At 68.3% G+C, this 24,728-nt stretch carries 17 protein-coding genes and 1 pseudogene; 3 read left to right on the forward strand and 15 right to left on the reverse strand.

Annotated features, from left to right (window positions below; genetic code table 11):
• Positions 1–33 precede the first annotated feature (33 nt).
• From AC1PK7_RS16900 to AC1PK7_RS16930, 7 genes are all read right to left on the reverse strand, one after another.
• Positions 34–1,299, reverse strand: a complete 1,266-nt coding sequence (locus AC1PK7_RS16900; protein ID WP_481098883.1) for a sugar MFS transporter — start codon at positions 1,297–1,299, stop codon at positions 34–36.
• Between the two features lie 37 nt (positions 1,300–1,336).
• Entirely contained in the window at positions 1,337–2,092 is a 756-nt protein-coding gene (locus AC1PK7_RS16905; RefSeq protein ID WP_010343151.1) for a GntR family transcriptional regulator, read from the reverse strand.
• Between the two features lie 71 nt (positions 2,093–2,163).
• A complete protein-coding gene (locus AC1PK7_RS16910) occupies positions 2,164–3,318 on the reverse strand; it encodes an acyltransferase family protein (protein ID WP_481098884.1) in 1,155 nt (384 codons plus the stop codon).
• Positions 3,315–5,672 carry an alpha-N-acetylglucosaminidase gene (locus AC1PK7_RS16915; protein ID WP_481098885.1) on the reverse strand — a complete coding sequence of 786 codons (2,358 nt, stop codon included), beginning with the start codon at positions 5,670–5,672 and terminating at the stop codon, positions 3,315–3,317. The genes AC1PK7_RS16910 and AC1PK7_RS16915 overlap by 4 nt, the downstream gene beginning before the upstream one ends.
• A 4-nt stretch (positions 5,673–5,676) precedes the next feature.
• Positions 5,677–8,547: a beta-galactosidase GalA gene (galA, locus tag AC1PK7_RS16920; RefSeq protein WP_481098886.1), complete on the reverse strand. Its 2,871-nt coding sequence runs from the start codon at positions 8,545–8,547 to the stop codon at positions 5,677–5,679.
• Between the two features lie 85 nt (positions 8,548–8,632).
• A complete protein-coding gene (locus AC1PK7_RS16925) occupies positions 8,633–11,332 on the reverse strand; it encodes a TonB-dependent receptor (protein WP_481098887.1) in 2,700 nt (899 codons plus the stop codon).
• Between the two features lie 424 nt (positions 11,333–11,756).
• On the reverse strand, positions 11,757–12,026 hold the full coding sequence (locus tag AC1PK7_RS16930) for a hypothetical protein (protein ID WP_481098888.1): 270 nt from the start codon (positions 12,024–12,026) through the stop codon (positions 11,757–11,759).
• A gap of 443 nt (positions 12,027–12,469) precedes the next feature.
• Here AC1PK7_RS16930 and AC1PK7_RS16935 point away from each other — a divergent pair, with 443 nt between their 5' ends.
• The gene (locus tag AC1PK7_RS16935; RefSeq protein WP_481098889.1) at positions 12,470–15,103 is read left to right on the forward strand and encodes a TonB-dependent receptor; all 2,634 of its coding nucleotides are present in this window, start codon (positions 12,470–12,472) and stop codon (positions 15,101–15,103) included.
• Between the two features lie 106 nt (positions 15,104–15,209).
• Here the strand turns inward: AC1PK7_RS16935 and AC1PK7_RS16940 are convergent.
• From AC1PK7_RS16940 to AC1PK7_RS16950, 3 genes and pseudogenes are all read right to left on the reverse strand, one after another.
• Positions 15,210–15,812, reverse strand: a pseudogene (locus tag AC1PK7_RS16940) (expansin EXLX1 family cellulose-binding protein); the annotation flags it as partial.
• 266 nt (positions 15,813–16,078) lie between these two features.
• Positions 16,079–16,480, reverse strand: a complete 402-nt coding sequence (locus tag AC1PK7_RS16945) for a VanZ family protein (RefSeq protein ID WP_481098890.1) — start codon at positions 16,478–16,480, stop codon at positions 16,079–16,081.
• A complete protein-coding gene (locus AC1PK7_RS16950) occupies positions 16,480–17,664 on the reverse strand; it encodes a class I SAM-dependent methyltransferase (RefSeq protein ID WP_481098891.1) in 1,185 nt (394 codons plus the stop codon). The genes AC1PK7_RS16945 and AC1PK7_RS16950 overlap by 1 nt, the downstream gene beginning before the upstream one ends.
• 54 nt (positions 17,665–17,718) lie before the next feature.
• Here AC1PK7_RS16950 and AC1PK7_RS16955 point away from each other — a divergent pair, with 54 nt between their 5' ends.
• Positions 17,719–18,453 carry a pteridine reductase gene (locus AC1PK7_RS16955; RefSeq protein WP_481098892.1) on the forward strand — a complete coding sequence of 245 codons (735 nt, stop codon included), beginning with the start codon at positions 17,719–17,721 and terminating at the stop codon, positions 18,451–18,453.
• Between the two features lie 176 nt (positions 18,454–18,629).
• Here the strand turns inward: AC1PK7_RS16955 and folK are convergent, their stop codons facing one another.
• A complete protein-coding gene (folK, locus tag AC1PK7_RS16960) occupies positions 18,630–19,118 on the reverse strand; it encodes a 2-amino-4-hydroxy-6-hydroxymethyldihydropteridine diphosphokinase (protein ID WP_420007775.1) in 489 nt (162 codons plus the stop codon).
• A gap of 95 nt (positions 19,119–19,213) precedes the next feature.
• Here folK and AC1PK7_RS16965 point away from each other — a divergent pair, with 95 nt between their 5' ends.
• On the forward strand, positions 19,214–20,053 hold the full coding sequence (locus AC1PK7_RS16965; RefSeq protein WP_481098893.1) for a proteasome-type protease: 840 nt from the start codon (positions 19,214–19,216) through the stop codon (positions 20,051–20,053).
• Between the two features lie 212 nt (positions 20,054–20,265).
• Here AC1PK7_RS16965 and AC1PK7_RS16970 read toward each other — a convergent pair whose 3' ends face one another.
• The 4 genes from AC1PK7_RS16970 to AC1PK7_RS16985 form a co-directional block, all read right to left on the reverse strand.
• Entirely contained in the window at positions 20,266–21,780 is a 1,515-nt protein-coding gene (locus tag AC1PK7_RS16970) for an ATP-binding response regulator (protein ID WP_481098894.1), read from the reverse strand.
• Positions 21,781–21,786: 6 nt separating this feature from the next.
• On the reverse strand, positions 21,787–22,227 hold the full coding sequence (locus AC1PK7_RS16975; RefSeq protein ID WP_010343137.1) for a response regulator: 441 nt from the start codon (positions 22,225–22,227) through the stop codon (positions 21,787–21,789).
• A complete protein-coding gene (locus AC1PK7_RS16980; protein ID WP_420007777.1) occupies positions 22,224–24,035 on the reverse strand; it encodes a sensor histidine kinase in 1,812 nt (603 codons plus the stop codon). The genes AC1PK7_RS16975 and AC1PK7_RS16980 overlap by 4 nt, the downstream gene beginning before the upstream one ends.
• A 199-nt stretch (positions 24,036–24,234) precedes the next feature.
• The gene (locus tag AC1PK7_RS16985) at positions 24,235–24,603 is read right to left on the reverse strand and encodes a hypothetical protein (RefSeq protein ID WP_209231485.1); all 369 of its coding nucleotides are present in this window, start codon (positions 24,601–24,603) and stop codon (positions 24,235–24,237) included.
• Between the last annotated feature and the right edge of the window lie 125 nt (positions 24,604–24,728).

The following is a 24,728-nucleotide window of genomic DNA, read 5'->3' on the forward strand; positions in this document are numbered from 1 at the left end:
TGAGTTTGCCGGGTTGGAGAAAAGCGCGTCAGCTCACCGCGCGCCCTGGCCGACGCGGTGACCGCGCAGCGCGAAGAACAAGATGTACAGGTAGCAGGCGATCATCAAGCCGGCGAAGACCACCTGGAAATCGAACGACTCCTTCAGATGGGCGAACAGCTGCGGCACCGCGGCGCCGCCCACGATGCCCATGATCAACAGCGCCGCGCCCTTCTCGGTGAACTTTCCCAGCCCCTTGATGGCCAGCGGGAAGATGGCCGGCCACATGATGGCGTTTGCGAATCCGAGCGCCGCCACGAACGCCACCGAGACATAGCCGCCGGTCAACATCGCGCACAGCGAAAAGACGATGCCGAGGCATGCCGAAATGGACAGGTACTTCTCCTGCGAGATGTACTTCGGAATCAGCACCAGGCCGACCAGGTAGCCCGCCAGCATGCAGGCCAGGGTGCCGATGGTGAAATACTTCGCGTAGTCGAGCGAGAGACCGAGGCTGTTGCCGTAGATGCCGATCGCATCGCCCGCCATCACCTCGGCGCCGACGTACACGAAGATGCACAACGCGCCCAGCCACACGTGCGGGAACGCGAAGATGCTGTCGCGGCTGCGCTCGTCGGCGGCCGACGCGTTGGCCTTCTCGGCGCTGATCTCGGGCAGGGGCGAAAACAGGATGGCCACGGAAAGCACGGCAAGCACGCTGGCGATCGCCATGTAGGGGCCGTGGATGCGGCCGGCGAACTCCTGCAACAGCAGTTCCTTCTGCGCCGGCAGCACCTGTTCGATCTGGGTCGAAAAATCCTCCATGCCGTGCAGGACCACCCTCGCCAGCCCATACGTGGCCAGCGCGCCCGCCACCTTGTTGCAGATGCCCATGAGCGCGATACGGCGCGCGGCGCCGTCGATCGGCCCGAGGATGCTGATGTACGGATTGACCGCGGTCTGCAGCAGGGCCAGGCCGCCGCCGATGATGAAGATGCCGCTCACCGCGCCCACGTAGGAACGGGCATTGGTGAACTGGCCGAAGATGGCCGCGCCGATCGCCAGGATCAGCAGGCTCAGCGCCAGGCCCTTCTTCATCCCGGTCAGCTTCAGGATGAACGACGAAGGCAATGCCAGGCAGAAGTAGGAAATGTAGAACGCGCTCGGAATGAGGAACGCGAACGTGTCGCTGACATTGAAGGCGACCTTGGCGAACAGGATCAACGGCCCGTTGATCCAGGTAAAGAAGCCCATGATGAAGAACAACAGGCCGACGATGGCGATGGAGGCGTAGGGACTGGCGGGCCGTGCGGTGGTCATGGGCGGGCGTGCTCCGGGAGGGCGCGGGGGTCGGCGATCAGCGTCGCAGTTCGGCGACGAAGTCGTAGTAGTCGTTGTGGCAATAGGTGTCGGTCAGTTCGATCGCGCTGCCGTCGCGGGTGTAGCCGACCCGCACCACATGCAGGATCGCCTCGCCTTCCTTCATGCCGAGATGGCCGGCCAGCCGCGCCGGCAGGTTGATGGCGCGAAAGTACTGCAGCGCCCGCACCACCGGGGTGCCGCGCTCGTCCAGGTAGCTGTAGAGCGAATCGGCGATGGCGTGCGGATCGGGCACCACGTGCTGCGGCAGCACCGCCTTCTCGTAAGCCATCACCCGGCCGTCGGCGCTGCGCAGACGGGTCAGCGCCGCAACCACCGTGTCCGGCGACAGGCCCAGGCGCAGGATCTCCTCCCCGTGCGCCGGACGCGTGCGCCGCTCCAGCCAGCGCGTGCCAGGCTCAAGCCCCTTCATGCGCAGGGTTTCGCTGAAGCTGGCCAGGCCGCTGAGCTGGTGCTGGATGTGCGAGGTGACGAAGGTCCCGGCGCCCTGGCGGCGCGACACCAGGCCCTGCTCGACCAGCGCGTCCACGGCCTGGCGCAGGGTCACCCGCGACACCTGCAGGTATTCGCACAGTTGCCGTTCGGCCGGCAGCGCCTCGCCCGGCTTCCACTGCCCGCCCTTGATCGCCTCCACCAGCTTGCTAGCCAGTTGCAGGTACAGCGGCGTGGGCGCGTCCGGATCCACGGCCAGCGCATGCAGGCGTGGATCGGCCTGCGGCTTGGGCTTTGTCATGGCGCGCTCTCCAGTCCGCATGAATTCGTTATGTCCAATATAGTACCAATTCGCGGTCCGTGCACGCCGGGTCACAGCCGCAGGTACAGCCTCCTGCGATCCATCCACCAGCCCACCAGCCAACACAGCAACGTATAGGCCAATGCGCAGGCCAGGCTGCCCCACGGGCCGGGCAGCAGCCGCTGGAACACCTCCACGCCCAGCCACTGGTACAGGTCCATGCCGCTGGCGCCGGCCGGGACCAGCCGCAGGCAGACCACGAACAGTTCGGAAAACAAATAGATCGCCAACGGATTGCGCCCGAGCACGGTGAAGAAGCCGCTGCCGGCCTGCCAATGGCGCACTTCGATCGCCCACAGCAGCGCGCCCAGCAGCCACAGGTCCAGGCCTACGGTCAGCAGCACGAACGAGCCGGTCCACAGTTTCTTGGCCAGCGGGAACCACGGCTGCCAGGCCAGCGCCAGCAGGACCAGCGCGCCGCCGGCCAGCCACAACCAGCGCACCGTGCGCGCCTGCTTGCCGACCCGGCGCACGTACAACCCGGTCAGGTAGCCGGCGATGACGTTGACCGTGGCCGGCAAGGTGCCGAGCAGGCCCTCCGGATCGAACCCGCCGTCCTTGCGATACAGCTGCGCCGGATCCAGCAGCCACAGGTCCAGGCGCGTGCCGGCATTGCCGAGTTTGCTCAGCTCCGCGCCCGGCTGGCCCCACAGGTACAGCGCGCCCCAGTAGCCGAGCAGCAGCGCGACGCACATGCCCAGCAGGCCGCGCGGCGACAGCCAGCGGCACAGCAGCGCCGCCAGCGCGTAGCACAGCGCGATGCGCTGCAGCACGCCCGGTACCCGGGTCTGGTCGATCGCGGTAAGGCTCCAGTGGCCGTCCGCGCCCTGGTGTACGAACGGGAACCAGTACATCAAGAAGCCGAGCAGGAAGATCAGCGCGCTGCGCTTGCCGACCCGGCGCAGGAACGCGCCGAGCGGCTGGCCGCGGTCCAGCGCAAAGCTCATCGCGTTGCCGACCGCGAACAGGAACGACGGAAACACCAGGTCGGCGGCGGTGAAGCCGAACCACGGCGTATGCCGCAGTTGCACGAACGCATCGGCGCCGGCACCCGGCGTGTTGACCAGGATCATCAGGAAGATGGTCAGGCCGCGGAACACGTCCAGCGACAGGAAGCGTTCGCGCGGCGGCGCCGCGGCGGGAAGGCGGACGGACGCGGCGCTCATGGCGCATCCACCTGTTGCAGCAGCGTGCGCACCGCCGCCACCGGATCGGCCGGCGCGTGCCGCACGTAGGCGGTGTCGCGCGCCACCCAGTCCCGTTCCCAGGCGCGCAGCCGTTGCTGCAGTTGCGCCTCGTCCACGCTGCCGCCGGCGACCGCCGCCTCGCGCAGCATCTGCAGCGCCAGCGTCCAGCGCGGCAGGTAATAGTCCGCATACATGCCCTGCCAGGCCTTGGACGCGTAATCGCCCAGATTGCCCTCGCCGCCCCACACGCTGACCTGCGCCTTGGCGTCGCGCCGGTAGTAGGCCGCGTCCTGTGGGGTCTTCGCATAGCCGGCGGCGGCGTCGAGCCAACTCGACAGGGTGTCCTGCTGGCCGCCGACCAAGCTGTCGAGCTGCGTCACCGCCTCGCGCACGCGCGTGGTCGCCGCGTCGCCGGCCGCGACATCGCCACGCCGGTAGGCGGCCACCGCCTGCTGCAACTGCACGTCCACGCGGCCGGTGGCGTAGTGGCGGGCGAAATCGACCAGGTCGTAGCGATACAACGGCGCGTCGGCGTACTCCGGCGCCAGCGCCAGCAGTTGCTGCACCGCGCGGCGCAATCGCGGCGGATCGCCGGGCGCACCTTCGAACTCGCCGATGTCCAGCGTCGGCCGCTTGAACAACAGGTAGGCGCCGGCGCGGCTGCGCCACCAGCGCGGCGTCCAGTAGCGGGTCGACAGCACCGACGCCTGCAGGTCGTCCCAGGCCGCGCGCAAGGCCGGCGAGGTGTGCCCGTAGCGGGCGCGGGTGTAGTCGTCGAGCCAGTCCTGCAACGGGCGCTGCTGCGTGCCCCAGGCCAATGCGTACATGTATTCGTAGACCACCGAGGTGGTGTGTAGCCCTTCCGGGAAGGCGCCGAAGCCGACCAGTTGCTGCTTGCCCTTGTCGGCGAGCAGCGCACGCAGGTCCTCGCGGTAGAACGCCAGGTCGCCGTACACCGGATTGCTGCCGCCGTAGTTGTGCACGTAGCCGTAGATCCACTGCTTGCCGTCGAACGCGTCGGACAGCTTCCAGGTACCGGGGTAGCGGTCGTTGCCGATATCCAGCACCAGCAACTTGTCGTTGGGCACCTCGCGCAGGAACGCGGCGATCGCCTGCGGCGTCCAGAAGTGGCGATCGGCACCGAACAGCCAACCCTGCATCACCCACACCGCATCCGGGTTGGCGCGGTGGATCGAGGCGTACAGCGCACGGCCGTACGCGGCCAGGCGCTTGTCGCGCTGCGCCGGCGGCACCTCGGGCGGCTTGGCCTTGGCGGTGTTGGCGGTGCTGTCGCCGTAGCTGGCCAGGCGCGCGTCGCTGCCGTCGGCGGCGATCGGCGGCAACATCTCGTTGAACGCATCGGCCAGGTAGTAGGTACCCTTGCCATAGGTGCGGTCGTAGAGCTGGATGAAGCGCTGCGCGATCTGCGCGAACAGCGGATCGGCCGGATCCAGCCAGTAGGTCTCGTGGAAGCCCTCCCAGGCGCGCATGCGGTAGATGCGCGCCTGCGGATGCGCCTGCGCGAACGCCTTCGGCACGTAGCCGGCGAAGGCCGGCAGCACCGGTTTCATGCCCAGCGCGCGCATGCGTTGCAGGATGCGCAGCTGCAGCGCGTGCTTGTCCTCGATCCACTGCTGCGGCAGCGGCGCGTCGTAGCCCTCGATGTTGCCCATGCGCTGCCATGGCGCGAACGCCGGGCCGGAGAAGTACTGCGCCAGGTCCGCATCGGCGACGCCGAACTCGCGCCACAGCGCCTGCCACACGTACTCCTGGCCTTCCATCGCCAGCGGCATGTCGATGCCGTGCAGCGCCATCCAGTCGATCTCGCGCTCCCAGCGCGCCCAGTCCCACCACGGCGTGGTGTAGCCGTAGGTGCAGACGTTGAGGTAGGCGCGGTGCGCGAACGGGGTGGCCACACGCGGCCCCTGGACGTCCGCGTAAACCGCCGGCAGCGCCACGCGGCTGCCCTCCCAGCTCACCGACGCCGCGCCGATCGACTGCAGGTAGCTGTACGCGCCATGCGCCAGCGCCACTTCGGACGACCCGGACACGCGCAGCGTGCCGGCCTCGGCGGCGACCTGGTACCAGTCGTTGCCGCGGCCGCGCGGCTGCCGTTGCAGCTGCAACTCGGCGGCGCGCGGGCCGAGCGTGCGCAGCAGCACCTCGCGTGCGGTGCCGCCCTGCGTGTCCTGCGCGGGCGACGCGAATGCACCCGGCGCCAGCAGCGCACAGGCCAGCAGCACCAGCACGGCATGCGCGCGCAGCGATATCGCCTGGACACGGCGCAGTCCGGCATGGCCGCGCAGGAAGATCTGGCGGAAAGCATGGTTCATTGGCTCAATACTCCACTGTCGCGACATCGTCGAAGCCGAATGGCGCTCCGGCCTTCACCTGCATCACCACCGCCAGTACCCGTTCGCCAGCCGCCGGCGACAGCCGCAGGGACACCGGCTGCCCCGCCGCCACACTGGCGACCCGCTGCCGGTCCAGATACACCTGCACCGCGCCGGTCGCGCGGCCGAGCCGCAAGCGACCGCCGCGCTGCTGGATTCCGCCCCAGGGCGTGAACGCGGTCCGGTACAGCACGTAGCCGTCGCGCTCGGCGCGCATCTCCAGGTTGCCTGGCTGGCAGAAACTCCAGCTGTTGTTGTCGTTGGCCGCACGCGGAAGCGCCGGATCCGGCGGCGCGGCGAACGGCAGGGTGCGCCGCCAGCCGCCCACCACCATCGCCGTGGCGGCCGGCGGCAACGACAGCGGCGGCGTCGCCGCGTCCAGCGTGATATCTGCCTGCGCCGCACGCAGGCCAGGCGCGCTTGCCACGATACGTAGCCGACGCCGACCGCTGCCGGCCTCGACGATGGCCTGCGCCAGGCCGTTGAACAGCTGCACCTGCGGCACGTTGTCGGGCGCATGCCGGTTCGGGTCGCCGTTGCCGACGCCGAGCAGGCGCCCGCCTTCGACCTGCAGCGCGATCTGCGCATCGGCGAACGGCACATGGCGGCCCTGCGCATCCACCGCCTCCAGGGTGATCGGTTGCGCGTCGCGGCCGTCGCCGTGCATGCGCGTGCGGTCCGGGGTCAGCCGCAGCGCGACCGGCGCACCAACCGTCTGCACCCGCTGCCGCGCGACCTCGTGCCCGTCGCGATACGCCACCGCTTCCAGCACGCCGGGCGCATACGCGACCTGCCAGGTGTTCATCGCGATCCGGTCCACCGCCTGCCGCCCTTGCGAACGACCGTTGAGCCACAGCTCCACCTGCTGCGCGTTGCAGAACGCCATCACCTTGATCGGGGCGCCCTCGCGGCCCGGCCAGTTCCAGTGCGGCAGCAGCTGCAGCACCGGCGCCTCGTCGATCCACTGCGCCTGGCGCAGCCAGTAGGCGCCGCACAGGTCCATGATGCCGAAGAACGAGGAAACCGACGGCCATTCGAACGGCGTCGGCTCGCCGCGATAGTCGAAGCCGGTCCAGACGAAGCCGCCGGCCAGGTAGGGCCGCTCGTCGATCAGCTTCCAGGACGCGCGATGGGTGTTGCCCCAGGGCGCGGCCACCGAATCGTCCTCGGCGATGACATGCGCGTCCATGTCGGTGAACCAGGCGCCGCGGGTCTGGAAGGCGCTGGTGTCTTCGCTGGACAGCAGCGGCGTGTGCGGCATCGCCGCATGCACGCGGTCGTAGTTGAACTGGCGGTAGTTGAAGCCGACCACGTCCACCGCATGGGACGCGTTGCGCTCGGTCAGCATCCCGTCGTTCATCGCCGCGGTCACCGGACGGCTGTCGTCGAGCGTGCGCACCAGCGCCACCGCGCGGCGCACCATTTCGTAGCCGGCGACGGTGCCCTGCATCGGCTCCTCGTTGAACACCGACCACAGGAACACGCAGGCGCGGTTGCGGTCGCGGCGCACCAGCCAGCGCAGTTGCGCAGCGTAGTCGGGCGCCGGATTGAACACGCGGTTCTCGGCCATCACCAGCATGCCCAGGCGATCGCAGACGTCGAGCAGTTCGCTCGCCACCGCGTGGTGCAGGCGGATCGCGTTGCAGCCCAGCGCCTTGAGCCGGCGGATGCGGAACTCCAGCAGGCTGTCCGGCACCGCCACGCCGACCCCGGCATGGTCCTGGTGCAGGCAGGCGCCCTTGATCTTGAGCGGCCGCTCGTTGAGGAAGAAGCCCTGTTGCGCATCGAAGCGCAGCGTGCGGAAGCCGATCGCGCACTCGCGGCGATCGCGCTCGCGGCCCGCGCTGCGCAGCACCGCCGTGAGCCGGTGCAGATGCGGTGCGGCCACGTCCCAACGCTGCGGCTGCTGTACCTGCAACACGACCTGGGCCTGCACCTGCGCCAGCGCACCGGCCTGCAGCGCGGCGCTGCCCTGCGCCACCACCGCGCCCTGCGCGTCGTACAGCGTCGCCTCCAGCAGCGCCGCATCGGCCTGCTCGCCGACATTGGCGACGGTGACCGTCACCGGCAGCGTCCAGCGATCGTCGGCCTCCCTGCGCGGGACTGCGTGCACGCCGTCGCCGACGATGTGCAGCGCATCGCGCACCGCCAGCCAGGTATGCCGGTAGATCCCGGCGCCTTCGTACCACCACCCGTCCATCGCCTCCGCATCCACGCGCACCGCGATGGTGTTCAGATCCTGGCCATAGCGCGCGATCGCGGTCATGTCGATGGCGAGGCCGTCGTAGCCGCTCCAACTGCGCGCCATCAGCAGGCCGTTGACCCACACCGTGGCGCGGCTGGCGATGCCGTCCAGGCGCAGTTCCAGCGCCTTGCCGCGCTGCGCCTCGTCCAGCCGCAGGCTGCGCCGGTACCAGCCGATGCCGCGGCGGCGATAGCCCTGCGCCACGTTGGCGCTGGCCTCGATCGGCTGCTCGATGGCGAAATCGTGTGGCAGCCGCAGTTGCCGCCACTGGCTGTCGTCGAAATCGCCGGCGGCCGCGCCCCAGGCCTTGCCGGCCTTGGCGTTGTCGTAGCTGGCGTCCTGCCCGGTGATCGGCGGAAACGGGATGTCGCCCTCGTGGAAACGCCAGCCCTCGTCCAGGCAGAACAGGCCGGGATCGGCCGCCAGGGTCACGGCGGGCACGGCCGCCACGGCGGCCGTGCCCGCGCTGGCGAGCCCGGCGGACGCCGCCGTGCCGGCCCGGCTCCCGCGCGGCAGCGCCAGCAGCAGGCCGGCGCCGGCGCTGCCGGCCAGGAAGGTTCTTCGTTGCATGCGCTTGTCCTCATCGGATCGACCGCCCGGCGCCACCGCGGCGCCGGGCCAGGCTCGCGCTAGCCCACAGGCGCCTGCGCCGCCCTCACAGGATGTCCCACTGCATCGACACGTAGAAGCTGCGGCCGGTGACCCCGGTCATCTGCCAGCGGCTGCTGATGTCCTTGTACGCCTCTTCCTTCTTGTTGGTCAGGTTGAGCGCGCCGAGCTGGAAGCTGAGTTTGTCGGTGGCCTGGTAGCCGAGCACCGCATCGACCTGGGTGCGCGCCTTCATGGTGTGGCCTTCACGGGCGAAAAAGCTGTCGCTGCTGTCCTGCTCGTACTCGCTGCGATGGTTCAGCGACAGGCGCGCGGAGAACATCGCGTTCTCCCAGTAGCCGGTGGCGTTCCAGGTCTTCTCCGACAGGTTGCGGATCTTGAAGTCGGTGTCGCGCTGCGGGATCACCCGGGTGAAGTTGGCGGTCAGCCCGAAGCCCTGGATCGGCAGCCAGGCATCGAACGATTGCGTCCAGCCCAGTTCGTAGCCCTTGATCTTGACCTTGCTCGGATCGTTGCGGGTGGCGGTGATCTCGTAGATGTTGCCGCCGCCGTCCACGCAGTCGCCGGCGCCATTGGTGGACAGCGCCGTGCCGTTGAACGTGGCCGGGCAGACGATGCTGTTGAAGGTGCCGTTCTTGACGTTCTTCCAGAAGCCGGCCAGGGTCAGCCCGCCGCCCTGGCCGTAGTACCACTCCAGGCTGAGGTCGGCCTGGTCGGCGGTCAGCGCCTTCAGGTCGGTCTGGCCGAGCGCCACGTCGTAGGTGGTGGTGCCGCCGGTGTTGCTGCCGGAGGAGATGGTGGTGGCGATGGCGGTGTTGCTATCCAGGATCGGCCGCACCAGTACCTTGCCGGCGGCGAAGCGCAGCAGCAGGTCCTCGCGCATGTCCAGCACCAGGTTCAGGCTCGGCAGCCAGTTGTGGTAGTCGTACGGGGCGCGCGCGGTGCCGACCACCTCGTTGGCGTCCTCGCTGTATTGCGAGGCGGTGGTCAGGTAGGTGTCGGTGGTGCGCTTGGTGCCCTCGTAGCGCACGCCGACGTTGCCGCGCAGGCGCATGCTGCCGACGTCGGTGTCGATCCTGGCCAGCGCGTAGGCGGAGAAGATGTCGTTGCGGATGTGGTAGCTGGCCTGCGGCGCGAACAGCACCGGCACGGTGATGCCGGAGGCCGCCAGGGCCCTGGCGTAGGCGTACACGTCCGGCGCCACCCAGTCGCTCTGCGAGGCCAGGTCGCCGTCGAGGAAGTTGCTGACGTTGGAACTGGCCGCCGACAATTCCGGGAACATGCCGTAGCCGGACACCGCGCCGGAGTTGATCAGGTACAGGAAGTCGCGACGCCAGACATTGCGGTCGAAGGTCTCGCGGCGGAACTTGGTGCCGACCTTGACCGCGTCCAGGAAGCCGTTGCCGACGTAGCGCTCGGCATCGAACTGCAGCGACCATTCCTTGTTGCGCAGCGCGTTGATCGCACCGTTGGGGTACTCGTCACGGACCAGATTGGCCTTGTTCCAGGCGCTGGCGTCGGTGGCGTCGGCATCGGTGGTCAGCGAGATCGCGCCGGGGTTGGACATGTCGAACAGGGTCGCGCTCGGCTTGCGGCCGAGGATCACCGCGCGCTCGTCCTCGTCGGTCTTGCCTTCGGTGTAGTTGGCCACGCCGCTGAAGGTCCACGCGTCGCCCTTCCAGCGTGCGTCCCAGGTCAGCAGTTGCGAGCTCAGGTCGTGGCGCTCGAGCTGGCGGTTGTTCTCCAGCCAGTAGTTGGACGCCGACACCTTGGTCGCGGTCAGGCCTTCGGTCTGCAGTACGGTCAGGTAGTTGCGGTCGAAGGAGTAGACCAACTGATTCATGTCGTTGTCGGTCTTGTCCTGCGAATACAGCGCGGTCAGGTTCATCTCCAGCCGGTCGTTGGGTTTCCACTGCAGCCCGGCGGTGAACATCTTGCGGTCGGTCTCGCGCTCGATCGAGCGATAGCGCGGACGCCGCGGGATGTAGAGCGTGCCGTCGCCGGTGTCCTGGGTGTACCAGCGGTCGATCCACAGGTAGTCGGCACGGTCGCGAAGCTTCTGGTAGCCTGCGTTGACGAACACGCCCAGTTCGCCGCCGTCGGCCAGATGGAACTGGTCGATGTAGGTCAACACGCCCTTGGGCGTCGGCGCGCCGCCGGCGAATTCGGCGTACTGCTCCTTCGCCGAGAAGATCAGCTTGCGCTCCTTGTAGTCCAGCGGCTTGGTGGTCTCGATGTTGACCGTGCCGGACAGGCCGCCGGCATCCATGTCCGCCGACGGCGACTTGATCACCTCGATCGCCGCTGCCACCTCCGGCTGGATGATGTCGTAGCGGAAGCCGTCGGTGAAATCGGCGCTCTTGATGGTCTGGCCGTTGATCGTGGTGGCCGAGTATTGCGGGCCCAGGCCGCGGATGCTGATGGTCGAGCCGCGCCCGTTGATGGTGGAGATCTGCACGCCGGGAATGCGCTGGATCGCCTCGGCGATGTTTTCGGCCGGGAACTTGCCGATGTCCTCCGACGAGATGCCGTCGGTCATGCGCGCATCCTCGCGCTTGTTGTCCAGCGCGGTGATCAGGCTCTTCTGGTAGGAACTGGTGACGGTCACCGTGTCGAGCTGGGAAATCGAATCGGACGCGGGCGCTTCCTGCGCCTGCGCAGCGGCACTGAGCAGGCCGAGCGCGATGGCGCTGGCGAGGACGGACAGGGGACAACAATGCGAACGGGAGCGGGCGACATGTGGCATTGGGCTATCCTGGTTGATGGCGATCGGCACGACGACGTCTGACATCCAGGGCGGCGATCGGCAGGCAGCACCCTCCCTCGCGCCCGACGCGACGCGCAGGGCGATACCGTCCGTGCGGACGGAGTCGATGGAACGTTCTGGCTGTTTCCTGCGCCCTGTGTTGCAGGAGGCGCGTCCCCGTCCCTTCCCCGGAACGGGCGACTGCATGTGCGGCTTGACGGATCTGGCCCGAATTGGCAAGGACCAATTCCAGGCGCTTCGATTCTTATGGTCTTAGAAAGATTGTGTCAACGCCACACCGCACGAAATCGAAGAATGACACCTGGACTCGCGCGCTTAACCGGATAAACACCTTAAAAATCAATTTCATGCGCGGGGAAAATATTTCTCGCGAGGCGTTGTTCACGCATCGTTGTCACGATACCTATGCCGCACCAATTGTGACAACGAGACCAATTTTGTGCGCCGCCGCATAAGCGCATTGCATTCTCATTTGCGCAAGGTGATAAGCCGCGCTGAGTGCCCGCACAAGCACTTGATAAACAATGATTTTTATTTCAGCAGCGCATTCTTTCCGGGATCGACTGCCGATATTGAGCGGCAAAACCAGAACCAGACAAATTTTCGCAGCAAGACTTGACATCGTTGTCATAGGCTCGTAAGAATCGGCGCACACGGGGGTGTAGCCGCGCATTGCGGCGCGAAAGCGGGGCCAAGGGAGGCATGTGATCGCAATGATCCGTTCGCACGCGTCGCGTGTCGCACGCGGCACTTCGTGGCATGACCAAGCACAGCCGTTGCCGAGCGCGCATGCCGCGCCCAGTCCACTGCGGCTGTTGCTGCGCCGCGCCGCTCTCGCAGCCCATTCCGATCGACCGCGATGGACGGACTCGCTGATCGCCGTCTCCGGTGACCGCCCTAACACCCTGCCCGCACCAAGACCGGCCACGCATGCGCGTGCGCACCGCACCGGCAGCACCCGCCTTCCCGCGCAACACGCGACGGCCTTCGCGTTTCGCAACACCCGGCACTCCAGCCCGCATCCGCAGCACAGGCAGTAAGGCAACAGGCACCCCGGCGCGCGGCGCACCGTCCGCGCAATCGCGTTGATCCATTGAATGATGAGGGAGAGACATCATGCAATATCGCCATTCCGTCTTGTCCGCGGCCATCGCCGCCAGCGTCCTCGCCTTCGCCGCGCAGGCGCAGCAAACCGATTCCGCCGCCACCGATCTGGACGCGGTCCAGGTGGTGGGCATCCGCGCCAGCCTGGAAAAGTCGCTGGACACCAAGCGCAACAACGTCACCGTGTCCGAGGCGATCACCGCCGAGGACATCGGCAAGTTCCCCAGCACCAACGTCGCCGAGGCGTTCGCGCAGATTCCCGGCGTCACCATCGACCGCCGCTTCGGCCAGGGCGAGCGGGTCAGCATCGACGGCACCGATCCCAGCCTCAACCTGTCGTTCCTGGACGGCCACCCGGTGGCCCAGGCGATCTGGCTGTATGGCGAGCAGCCCAACCGCGGCTTCGACTACACCCTGCTGTCGCCGCAGATCCTGGGCCGCGCGGAGATCGTCAAATCCTCCGAGGCGCGGCTGACCGAGGGCAGCCTCGGCGGCACCGTGCTGATGCATACCCGCCAGCCGCTGGACCTGAAGGCCAACGAGATCGCCGGCTCGGTGGGCTACAGCTACAGCCAACAGGCCAGCGAAGGCAAGCCGAACGCGTCGCTGCTGTACAGCTGGAAGAATCCGCAGGAGACCTTCGGCGTCGCGGTGTCCGCGCAGCACTACGAGGAACGCGTGGACCGCCAGGGGCTGGAGGTGTTCGGCTACGCCAAGGCCAGCACCTTCGCCAACGCCACCGGCGTGCCCGCCGATGCCGACGTGCCCAACTCGATCAACGCCGCCTGGTTCCAGCAGGACCGCAAGCGCGACAGCGCGGTGCTCAACCTGCAGCTCAAGCCCAGCGACGCGCTGGAGTTCAACCTCAGCGGCCTGTACATCAAGGAAGACTTCGACAACTACAACCAGTCGATGTACAGCTTCCTCACCTGGAACCCGGGCACCGTCGCCGCGGTCGACGCGCTGGGCGACGTGCGCAACGGCGTGGTCAACAGCGGCCATTCCAGCGCCAACGCCAACGCGGGCGGCGGCACGGTGATCTACGACAACAACGTGCGCCAATCGCAGGTGACCACCAAGGGCCTGGATTTGCGTGGCGCCTATCGTGGCGAACGCTGGACCCTGCGCGGCCAGCTCGGCCAGAGCAAGTCCGACAACGACGACCTGGCGCAATACTTCATCGAACCGTTCTACAACGGCGGCTTCCGCTGGGATCTGGACCGCGGCATCCGCTTCGACGATCCCACCGCCGCGCGCAACCCGGCCAACTGGGGCTCGGCCGGCGGCTGGATCGGCAACAACGGCGTGTTCTCCACCCAGAGCAAGGACCGCTACGGCCAGCTCGACCTGGAGCTGCCGTTCGACGGCGTGTTCAACCAGTTGCTGGTCGGCGTGCGCCAGGGCAAGCACGACGAGGACTTCGCGCTCAACGTCTACGGCGGCGTCACCCCCGGCACGCTGGCCGACATCGGCACCATCGGCCTGACCGACATCCGCGGCTTCTACCCCGACCACGGCCAGCACGTACAGGCCGGGCGCGGCAACGTGATCGACTGGATCCGCAACAGCCCGGTCGACTACGCCAACCCGGATCCGTCCAGCTACCTCAACAACACCTGGGCGCTGCAGCAGACCAACAACGCCGCCTACGTGCAACTGAACTTCTCCAATGCCGGCCTGCGCGGCAACCTCGGCCTGCGTTACGTGGACTCCAAGACCCAAGGCAGCGGCTTCGTCTACAGCGGCACGCCGACGCTGCAGGATCTGGACAGCAAGTGGCAGACCCGCACGAAGACCGAACACTTCCTGCTGCCGTCGCTGAATCTGGCCTACGACACCGAGAACGACTGGGTGTTCCGCTTCGGCGCCGGCAAGGTGATCGCCTGGGCGCCGTACAACCAGATGGTCAACAACACCTTCCTCAACGACACCACGCTCACCGGCAGCGGCGGCAATGCCGCGCTGTCGCCATACGAATCGTGGAACTTCAACCTCTCGGCCGAGTACTACTTCGCGCCGCAGGCAGTGGTGGCGTGGTCGGTCTTCTACAAGAAGATCGACAACTACATCGACACCTCGGCCACCATCGAGCGCCAGTACAACGCGATCCGCGACACCTCGCCGCAGACCTGGGCGCAAATGCTCGGCAGCAACGGCTGCACCGCAGACGGCTACTGCGACTACAGCATCCAGCGCCCGCGCAACGCCGGCACCGGCAAGGTCAAGGGCTTCACCCTGGCCTACCAGCAGCCGTTCGGCGAGAGCGGCTTCGGCCTGTCGGCCAACTACACCTACGCCAGCGGCGAGAACAACAGCGGCAATCCGCTGCCCTACCAGTCGCGCAACAGCGTCGCCTTCAGCCCGTACTACGAGAAGGGCCCATGGAATGCGCGGATAAGCCTGAACTGGCGCGACAGCTACCTGGCCGGCGGCTACGTCGCCGGCGCCGCGCCAGCCAGCGTCGACGACTACACCGACCTGGGCGCCAGCGTGGGCTACGCGATCAATGCGCAGTGGTCGCTGCAGCTGGACGCGCAGAACCTGCTGGACGAGGAGTACCTGCAGTATCTGGGCGACAAGGACCACCCGGCCGGCCGCTACCACAACGGCCGCCGCTACATGGCGACGCTGCACTTCAAGTTCTGAGCAGGCGGCCGCGCCTGCGCTGCGGCGTCATCGCCGCGACGCAGGCGCGCGCATACGAGTGGAAGCAGCGCCGGCGCGCAACCGCCGGTGCATGAACGAGCGCCAGTCAGCGCGGGAACTGCACGTGCCCGTCGGCGAAGTACACGCCCTTGTCGCCCTGGCTGGGCAGCGCGCCGAGGGTGTCGGTGACCACCTGGCCACGAATGTCGGTCAAGCGGATCTCCAGCAGTTGCGCGCCCATCTGCTCGCCGACGAAGTGGTTGTACGCGGTCTTGGGCAGGCTGACCCAGTCGCCGTTCTTCTTGTATTCGAACTTCACCACTGGATAGCGGTGGTTGCGCACCTGGATCGCCGCCCAGTATTGCGAGCTGCCTTCCTTGATCCGGTACACCACGTTGCCGGTGACCGGCGCGGCCACCACCTGCCAGCGGATCGGGATGCGCCCGGCGCTGGTGTCGCCGATCGCGGCGAAGGCGTTGGGCGACAGGTCCAGCCCGCAGTCGGCGCCGTCTGGATACAGGTCGGTGACGTACACGGTGACCGAGCCGCGCGGCCCCTGCACCTGCAGATAGGCGCCGGCCAGCGCCGCCTGGATTCCGCCGTAGTTGAGCTGATTGGGGTTCAGCGCGGTGATCGTGGCGGCCGGGTCGATGGGATCCAGCAGCAGCGCGCCGCCGGAATACCCGGAGCTGGTGTAGGTGGCGGTGCCACTGCACAGATCGTTCCAGGCGGCGCTGGCGGGCGCGGCGCTGAGCGCCAGGCACAGCGCGGCGCACAGGCCGGCGCCGCGCGCGGCACGGGTGGACTGTCGTGCTTGCATGCGTGTTCTCCTGCACAGGCGCGCGGAGCCGCCGCGCGGCGACCGGGCGGGGTACCCGGCGCCGGCACTCTAGGACGCGGTGCACCTGCCGCGCCTTGCGCGCGGCCGGGAAATCCGGCGTTTGGCCGATGGCGTAGACCGCGCCGCCGCCGCGCTCAACGACGGTGCAGGCTGCCGCGCTCCAGCCGCCACAGCAGATCGCGCCACGGCGTGGCCGCGGTGGCCATGCCGGCCGCCACGCCCAAGGCGTCGGCCAGGGCATCCAGCGGATCGGCCGAGCGCGTGGTGGTCCAGGCGCCCTGCGCGAATTCGATGCCCACGCCCAGTGCCAGCAGGCCCAGCGCGGCCCAGGTCCAGGCGCGCGGCCCGGCATAGACCTGCACGGCCGCGGCGGCCAGCAGCAGGTAGGCGATGAAGTGCTCGGCCTTGTCGCTGTCGGGCAGGTCCGACAATTGCGGCGGGTGCGGCATCATGCACACGTAGATCAGCACCACGATGCCCAGCCACCACAGCCCCAGCCACAGCCAGGGCCAGCGGAAGTCGCGCACTGCCGCCATCACAGCCGCCAGGTCAGGTCGCCGGACAGGAACGCCGGCGCCAGCGACACGTCGCGCTCGAAGCCCATCACCTGGAAACGCTCGCCCATCTCGCTGGGCAGGGTCAGTCGCTTCACCTGCTGGCGCAGGCGCAGCCGCGCGGTCTCGTCGCTGCGTGCCTCGGCCTCGGCCAGCAGCGCGTCCAGGCCGTTGCCGAGCAGGAAGCTGGCCTGGTTGCAATAGCCGGCCAGGTCGAAGCCCGCCCCGGTGCCGGCCTCGGCCAGCGCGGTGAAGTCCACCGAGGCGGTCAGGTCCTGCAGGCCCGGCCAGCGGTACGGATCGGCATGCGTGCGGTGCCGGTAGAACGCGCGCAAGGTGCCATCGTCGCGCTCGGGCAGATAGAACTCGCGGCGCGGATAACCGTAGTCCACGAACAGCATCGCGCCGCTGCGCAGGCCGCCGGCCACCGCCTGGATCCAGTACGGCAACTGCGGCAGCAGTTCGGAGCGGTAGCCGTCGGCGAACGGCGTCTGCAGATAACGCTCGAGGTGGCGCACCGCCGCCGCTAGCAGCGGATCGGCCGGCTGTTCGCCGCGGCGGAAGCGGCCCTCGCCGTCCAGCATCACCGTCTCCTCGAACACCTCGCCGTCGCGCAGCGCGAAGCGCGGCGTCGGCAACGCGTCGATCACCTCGTTGGCGAACAGCACGCCGTTCCAGTCGTCGTCGAACGGCCGGTCCAGCCATTCCACCAGATCGAACACCGGCGGGATCAACGTGCGCGCCAGGCGCTCGCGCTGGCGTTCGCGCAAATCGGCGCTGGGTTCCAGGATCGCATAGCGCTCGGGCAGCGCATCCAGCGCCAGCAGGCGCTTGAGCATGACCTCGGCGAACGCGCCGCTGCCGCCGCCCACTTCCAGCACGCGCGCCTGCGGCCCGAGTTGCTGCAGCACCGGCGCCAGCGCATTGGACACGGTGGCGGCGAACAGCGGCCCCAGTTCCGGCGCGGTGACGAAATCGCCCTCTTCGCCGAACTTGCTGCTGCCGGCGCTGTAGTAGCCCAGGCCGGGCGCGTACAGCGCCAGCTCCATGAAGCGCGAGAACGGAATGGCTCCGCCGGCGGCGGCGATCTCGGCGCGCATGTGCGCGGCCAGGCGATCGCTGTGGGCCAGCGCGGTGGCATCGGGCAAAGGAAGGTCGGTGGGCATGCGCTGCGCGATTGCGTGGACAATGCACAGCATAGCCGAGCATGGAACCCGTACATGACCCAGACCAAAGTCGCCCTGATCACCGGCAGCGCGCGGCGCATCGGCGCCGGCATCGCCCGGCGCCTGCACGCGGCCGGCTATGACGTGGCCTTGCATGCGCACACCTCGCAAGCCGAGCTGCAGGCGCTGGCGCAGGAACTGGAATCCCAGCGCGCCGGCAGCACGCTGACGCTGCAGGCCGACCTGCGCGACACCGCGCAGCTGCCCGACCTGGTGACGCAGTGCGTGGCCCGCTTCGGCCGGCTCGACGCGCTGGTCAACAACGCCTCCAACTTCTATCCCACGCCGCTGCACGAGGCCACACCAGCGCAGTGGGACGACCTGTTCGCGGTCAACGCGCGCGCGCCGCTGTTCCTGGCGCAGGCCGCGGCCGCGCAGCTGCGTCAGCACGGCGGCGCGATCGTCAACATGACCGACGTGCACGCGGAAACGCCGCTGCGCGCGCATCCGCTGTACAGCGCGGCCAAGGCCGCCCTGGCGATGCTGACCCGCTCGCTGGCGCTGGAACTGGCGCCGCAGGTGCGGGTCAACGCCATCGCCCCCGGCGCGATCCTGTGGCCAGACGCCGGCAAGGACGCCGCCGCACAACAAGCCCTGCTGGCACGCACCCCGCTGGCGCGCATCGGCCAGGTCGAGGAAATCGCCGAGGCCGTGCGCTGGCTGCTCGACGACGCCAGCTTCGTCACCGGGCAGACCGTGCGGGTGGATGGTGGGCGTGGGTTGATGTGAGGCCGGGATTGGGGATTCGGGATTGGAGATTCGCTGTGAAGCAGGGATTCGGGATGCAGGGATTGGGGATTCGCTTCAGGCAGCAGAGACCTCATCGGGTAAGCGCAACGACGTTCACGCGGGCGCTATCGGACCGCTGCAATCCGCTTTTGCGAATCCCCAATCCCCAATCCCCGCTACTCAACCAACTCGACCACCTCGAACGCCTTCCCATGCTCCGCATGCGCCTGCCATAGCGCGCCGAGGGTTTGGCCGCTGACCGGGTCGACGAAATCGGCGGCGATGTCGGCCAGCGGCTTGAGCACGAAGGCGTGGCGCAGCTCGGGCCGCGGGATGCGCAGGTGGCCGGGACCTTCGACGATGCGGTCGCCGTAGAACACCACGTCGATGTCCAGGGTGCGGTCGCTGAAGCGCGGGCCGCTGCGGTCGCGGCCATGCGCGTCCTCCAGCGCATGCAGCCAGTCGTCCAGCGGCGCCAGCTCCCAGTCGGTCTGCAGCGCCACCGCGTTGTTCAGGAACGCCGGCCCGTCGAAGCCGACCGCCGCGGTGCGATAGGTCGGCGACACCGCGATCGCGCCGAACTGCCGGCGCAGCGCCGCGATCGCCGCGGCCAGGTGGTGATGCGGGCGCAGATTGCTGCCCAGGCTCAGAAGCACGGTGGTCATGCACTATTCGCGCATGCCGCGGCGCCGAGCGTCAACGGCTAGCCAGCCCGCGCCAGCCCGCATAGAATCCAGATGCACCCGGTTTCGGCATCGCCATGACATATTGCGTCGGCATCGAAGTGGACGAAGGCCTGGTCTTCGCCGCTGACACCCGCACCAACGCCTCGCTGGACGACGTCCGCGTGCACCGCAAGCTGCACGTGTTCGAGTATCCGGGCCAGGCGGTGTTCGCACTGATGTCGGCCGGCAACCTGGCGACCACCCAACTGACCATTTCACGCCTGCAGCGCGACGCCGAGGATCCGGAGGCGCCGCGCAGCCTGCGCAGCTTCCGTCACCTGTTCGAGGTGGCCGAGTACGTCGGCGAGGTGCTGGCCTCCAGCCAGATCAAGCTCTCCGAGCAATCCCAGCACAGCGGCGTCAACGTGCAGTCGACGCTGATCCTGGGCGGGCAGATCGCCGGCGAACGGCCCGGGCTGTACATGATCTACCCGCTCGGCAACGCCATCGCCACCTCGCCGGAGACGCCCTACCTGCAGATCGGCGAATCCAAGTACGGCAAGCCGATCCTGGACCGCATCATCCGTTCGGAGATGCAACTGGAAGATGCCGCGCGCACCGCCCTGGTGTCGCTGGACTCGACCATCCGCTCCAACCTGTCGGTGGGCATGCCGATCGACCTGGCGCTGATCCGCCGCAACGACCTGCGCGTGACCGAGCGCATGCGCCTGGAAGCCGACACCCCGCTGTACGCCGAGATCCACGACACGTGGTCGCGCAAGCTGGAGAACGCCGTGCGCACCCTGCCGCGCTTCCCCTGGGAACCGGCCCTGGCCGCCGACCACGACACCGAAGCCCGCGACGCCCTTCCGCCCCTGCCTCCCCGCCGCTCCCCCGCCCGCCGCGACCCGGAAGACCAGTCGGCGCAGCAGTGAAAGGCCGGGATTGGGGAATCGGGAATCGGGATTCGGGATTCGCAAAAGCGGGTTTCTGGGAACTGACACCGCGCGCTTAGAGCATCGCTGCGCTTCGCGCGCGAAGCGGAGACGGCCGTTGCTGTTGCCTCCAACGAATCCCTAATCCCGACTCCCGAATCCCTGCTTCACAACGAATCTCCAATCCCGAATCCCTAATCCCGGCCCCTGACTCAGCCACTTTCGAGGGCATGCGCCACAGCCCGGAACACGCGCTGCATTTCCAGCGGCTTGCGCAGGACGTGCACGGCGATGTCGGCGGGGAAGTGGTCGCGCTCCAGGGTGGTGCCGGTGTCCTCGAGGACGATCGCCGGACCCTGGTAGCCCAGGTCCTGCAACGCCAGCAGCAGGTGCACCGCCGAGAGCAGGATGATGTCGCTGTCGACGATCACCAGCTCCGGCAGGCCGTGCTCCTCGACGTCGCGCAACGCCGCGGCGCCGTCCGAGGCCAGTTGCGGGCGATAGCCCTGGCTGGACAGCGCATTGCCAAGCAGCGACAGGCGCGTGGCCTCGCCGTCGACCAGCAGCACGCGCTGGCCCTTGCCCATCGGCAACGACAGCTCGGGCTCGGTCGATGGCGCCGGCGCGCGCAGCGGGATCAGCATTTCGAAACAGGTGCCCTGCCCCGGCGTGCTGTCCACGCCGATCCGGCCGCCGTAGCTTTCGACGATGCGCTTGCACGAGATCAGGCCCAGGCCGGTACCGTCCGGCTTGGTGGTGAAGAAGGGACTGAACAGCCGCGCCTGGGTCTCCGCGTCCATGCCCATTCCGCTGTCGCGGACCAGGATGCGCACCTGCTCGCTGCCGTCGGCGCCGATCGCCGGCGCCGCCGAGAAGCTCAGCTGGCCGCCGTCGGGCATCGCCTGGATCGCGTTGAGGCCGAGGTTGAGCAGGCACTGCTGCAGTTCGGTGTAGTTGGCTTCGATCGACAGCGCCGGATCGGCCACGTCCGCCTGCAGCGTCACCCGCTCCGGGAGGCTGCTCTTGAGCAGCATCTGCACCGCCTGGAACAGTTCGGCGATGCGCACCCGCTCGCTCGGCGTGCGCGAGCCGCGCACGAACGAGAGCATCGACTCGGCCATTTCGTGGCCGCGCCGGCCGCACTCGGCGATGACGTCGGCCAGGTGCCGCAGTTGCGGATCGTCGCTGCGACCGACGATCAGTTCCGGCACGATCAGCAGCGGCTGCAGGATGTTGCGCAGGTCGTGGCTGAGGCCGGCGGCGAGCAGGGCCAGGCTCTCCAGCCGCTGCGCGCGCATCAGTTCGCGCTCCACCCGCTGCCGCTCGCGTTCGGTGCGGGCCTCGCGGATCGCCCGCGCCACCGCCGACGGCAGGCGGGTCGGGTTGTGCTTGATGATGTAGTCGTTGGCGCCGTCGCGCAGCGCCTCCACCGCGGTCTCCTCGCCGATGGTGCCGGAGACGAAGATGAAGGGCACCGCGTTGCCGTCCTCGCGCACCACCCGCAGCGCCTCGTGCCCGGAGAACCCGGGCATGCTCAGGTCCGACAGCACGATGTCCGGGGCGAACTCGCCCAGCGCCTCACGCAGGGTCGGCTCGCTTTCCACGCGGCGGAAGGTCGCCTCCAGGCCGGCGTCCAGCAACTGGTCGGACAGCAGCTCGGCATCCTCCGGCGAATCCTCGACCATGAGGATCCGGATCGGGCCAAGCCTGGGGCCGGTGGTGGGCATGCGCGCTTACTCTTTGTCCGGCGCCTGGTTGATCAGCGCCCAGAAGGTGCCCAGGGTCTTCACCGCGGTGAAGAACTGGTCCACGTCCACCGGCTTGACCACATACGCGTTCACGCCCAGGTCCCAGCTGCGGGCCAGGTCGCTTTCCTCGCGCGAGGACGACAGGATCACCACCGGCAGGCGCTTGAGCGATTCCTCGCTGCGCACCAGCTTGAGCACTTCCAGGCCGTCCATGCGCGGCATCTTGATGTCCAGCAGCAGCACCGCCGGCAGGCCTTCCTCGCGGTCGGCATAGGCGCCGCGGCGCAGCAGGTAGTCCATCGCCTCCACGCCGTCCTCGACGTGCACGATGGGATTGGCCAGACGCGCGTCGCGCAACGCATCCACCGCCATTTCGGCATCGGCGGGGCTGTCTTCGGCAAGCAGGATGGTGCGGATGGCGGTCATGCAATGAACTCGGTAGAGGACGCTTCGGGCGCCGGGGGCAAGACGAAATGGAAGGTGGCGCCCTGGTCGGGGGCGGACTCGGCCCAGATGTGGCCGCCATGGCGGGCCAGCACGCGGCGCACGCTGGCCAGGCCGATGCCGGTACCGGAATACTCGCTGGCCTTGTGCAGGCGCTGGAATACGCCGAACAGCTTGGCCGCGTAGGTCATGTCGAAGCCTGCGCCATTGTCGCGCACGCTGAAGTGATGGCTGCCGTCCGGCTGCACCTGGTAGCCGACCTCGATCTGCGCGACCTCGCGCTTGGCGCTGTACTTGACCGCATTGCCGAGCAGGTTCAGCCACAGCTGGCGCATCATGTTTTCGTCGGCGACCAGGATCGGCAACGGCGCGATGCTCCATTCGATGCGATGCCCGCTGTCGCCATGGTCGGACTGGTAGTTGGCGTCGAGCACCGAACGCGTCTCCGCCACCAGCGACTGCATGTCCACCGCCTGCAGGCGCAGCGCACTGCGACCCAGGCGCGAGTACACCAGCAGGTCGTCGATCAGCGAGGCCATGCGCCGCGCCGAGGTGCCGATCACCTCCAGGTAGTGCCGGCTCTTCTCATCGGCACCATCGCCCAGGTGCCGCACCAGCTTGTCGGCGAAGCCGGCCACGTGGCGCAGCGGCGCGCGCAGATCGTGCGAGACCGAGTAGCTGAACGCCTCCAGTTCGCGGTTGACCTCCGACACCTGCTCGACCTTGCCCTCCAGTTGCCGGTTCAGCTCCTGGATGCGCTGCTGGGCGCTCTTTTGCAGGGTGATGTCGCTGACCGTCATCAAGACCACTTCATCCTCGCTGTCCGGTAGCGGCATGCGCCGCGCATTCAGCAGCATGGTCCTTGGTACGCCGTCCGCGCCAAGTTGTTCGTGCTCGAAATCCCATAATTCGCGTCCGCGCAGCAGCACGTCGGCCAGGCGCTGGGCGATGATCGGATCCCGCCAGACGCCGTCGCCGACATCGGTCAGCATCCTCGGCGGATCGGCCAGGTCCATGCCGTACAGTTCGGCGAAGGCGGTGTTGTGCATCAGCATGCGCTGCCCGTTGTCGAGCAGCACGATCGGCTCGCGCACGGTCTGCAGCACCGCCGCGGCGCGACCGTTGGCACGCAACATGTCGCGCTCGGCGTCCAGGCGCCGGCCGATCTGCCGTTGCAGCAGCCAGATCACCAGGCCCAGCAGCAGCAGCTGCACCACCAGCGAGGTCCAACTGACAGCGGAAGCCAGCATGCGCCGCTGATCGGCGTCGGCGGTGCGCTCGACCAGCAGGTCGTCCTCGCGCCGCTGCAGTTCGTTGATCAGGCCGCGCACCGGGTTGTCGGCGGTCATGTCCTGGATCAGGGCGCGGATCCGCTCCGGATCGCGGGTCTGCGCGATCCGCTCGGCGATCAGGCCCCGCCGTTCCAGCGTGCTCTGCAGGCGACCGACGCGGATCTGCTGGTCCGGATTGTCGCGGGTCAGCTCGGCCAGGTGCGCAAGCGTCGGCTGCAGCGACTTGCGCGACTGCTCCATGCGCGCGGTCAGGATCGGCGACTGCACGCCATGCGACATCGCCATCGCCGCCGATTCCATGTCGCGCAGGTCCGCCTCCATCCCGTTCAGGGTGGCGGTCACTTCCTGACTGTGCGCCACCCAGTCGGCGGCGCGCAGGGTACTGGCATTCATCTGCCGCAGCAGCAGCGAGGGCAGGATGACGATCAGGACGACGGCCAAGGCCAGCAGCGGCAGGCGCCAGCGGTCCCAAGCATCGTGTTTGGCGATGGTCTGCATAGCGGATGCGTGAAAAGAAGGAACGGCTGCGGCCATCGCGGGCGCGCATTGTCGCCCATCTTCCCCGGCAGCAGATGAATTATTCAGCGGAAGCGCGACACCCCGATCGCGGCAGCGGCAATGACTCTATCCCAGTGCACGCGCACGACGAAACGGGCGGCATGGGGCCGCCCGCACGAATCCCACGCACACACCGCGCTCAGGGCCGGCGCGCCGGGGGCGGGGCGGAACCGGCATTGGCGCCGACCAGGGTCCAGGCCGGCATGCCGGCGCGCACCAGCAGGAAATCGGCGTGGCTGTGCAGGCGCCGGCGCTCGGACAGGCTCAGGCCCTGATCCAGCTCCTGCATCAGCACGGAGAACGCGGGCCAGAAGCCGGCGTCGTCATGAAAGGTGGTCAGCAGCATGCTCAACTGCGCCTCGAGCCTGCGCACGGCCGGCAGCAACAGCGACGGCTGGGCGCCACGGCTCGACAGCGCGGCGCCGAGCGCTTCGGCCGCCGCGGCCGCAGGGCTCGCGGCTGGGTGGGCTTGGGTCTCCAACATCGCGCGTGATCCGTTGACGAACATGAAGGGATGATGTCTGAACCTGTGTCAAAGCGACGCGAAATGCGATGCGCGTCTCCAATTTCGAGCTTCCAAAAAAAACGCACCCCGCAGGGTGCGTCGCAGGCCGGCTGTCGCGGGTGGGGCGC

It is taken from the genome of Xanthomonas sp. NCPPB 3174, assembly GCF_056725205.1.

Coding starts and splice junctions, on each gene's coding strand:
- AC1PK7_RS16900 (WP_481098883.1), bottom strand. CDS start 1,299: ATGACCACCGCACGGCCCGCCAGTCCCTACGCCTCCATCGCCATCGTC.
- AC1PK7_RS16905 (WP_010343151.1), bottom strand. CDS start 2,092: ATGACAAAGCCCAAGCCGCAGGCCGATCCACGCCTGCATGCGCTGGCC.
- AC1PK7_RS16910 (WP_481098884.1), bottom strand. CDS start 3,318: ATGAGCGCCGCGTCCGTCCGCCTTCCCGCCGCGGCGCCGCCGCGCGAA.
- AC1PK7_RS16915 (WP_481098885.1), bottom strand. CDS start 5,672: ATGAACCATGCTTTCCGCCAGATCTTCCTGCGCGGCCATGCCGGACTG.
- galA (WP_481098886.1), bottom strand. CDS start 8,547: ATGCAACGAAGAACCTTCCTGGCCGGCAGCGCCGGCGCCGGCCTGCTG.
- AC1PK7_RS16925 (WP_481098887.1), bottom strand. CDS start 11,332: ATGCCACATGTCGCCCGCTCCCGTTCGCATTGTTGTCCCCTGTCCGTC.
- AC1PK7_RS16930 (WP_481098888.1), bottom strand. CDS start 12,026: ATGCGCGGCTACACCCCCGTGTGCGCCGATTCTTACGAGCCTATGACA.
- AC1PK7_RS16935 (WP_481098889.1), top strand. CDS start 12,470: ATGCAATATCGCCATTCCGTCTTGTCCGCGGCCATCGCCGCCAGCGTC.
- AC1PK7_RS16945 (WP_481098890.1), bottom strand. CDS start 16,480: ATGGCGGCAGTGCGCGACTTCCGCTGGCCCTGGCTGTGGCTGGGGCTG.
- AC1PK7_RS16950 (WP_481098891.1), bottom strand. CDS start 17,664: ATGCCCACCGACCTTCCTTTGCCCGATGCCACCGCGCTGGCCCACAGC.
- AC1PK7_RS16955 (WP_481098892.1), top strand. CDS start 17,719: ATGACCCAGACCAAAGTCGCCCTGATCACCGGCAGCGCGCGGCGCATC.
- folK (WP_420007775.1), bottom strand. CDS start 19,118: ATGACCACCGTGCTTCTGAGCCTGGGCAGCAATCTGCGCCCGCATCAC.
- AC1PK7_RS16965 (WP_481098893.1), top strand. CDS start 19,214: ATGACATATTGCGTCGGCATCGAAGTGGACGAAGGCCTGGTCTTCGCC.
- AC1PK7_RS16970 (WP_481098894.1), bottom strand. CDS start 21,780: ATGCCCACCACCGGCCCCAGGCTTGGCCCGATCCGGATCCTCATGGTC.
- AC1PK7_RS16975 (WP_010343137.1), bottom strand. CDS start 22,227: ATGACCGCCATCCGCACCATCCTGCTTGCCGAAGACAGCCCCGCCGAT.
- AC1PK7_RS16980 (WP_420007777.1), bottom strand. CDS start 24,035: ATGCAGACCATCGCCAAACACGATGCTTGGGACCGCTGGCGCCTGCCG.
- AC1PK7_RS16985 (WP_209231485.1), bottom strand. CDS start 24,603: ATGTTCGTCAACGGATCACGCGCGATGTTGGAGACCCAAGCCCACCCA.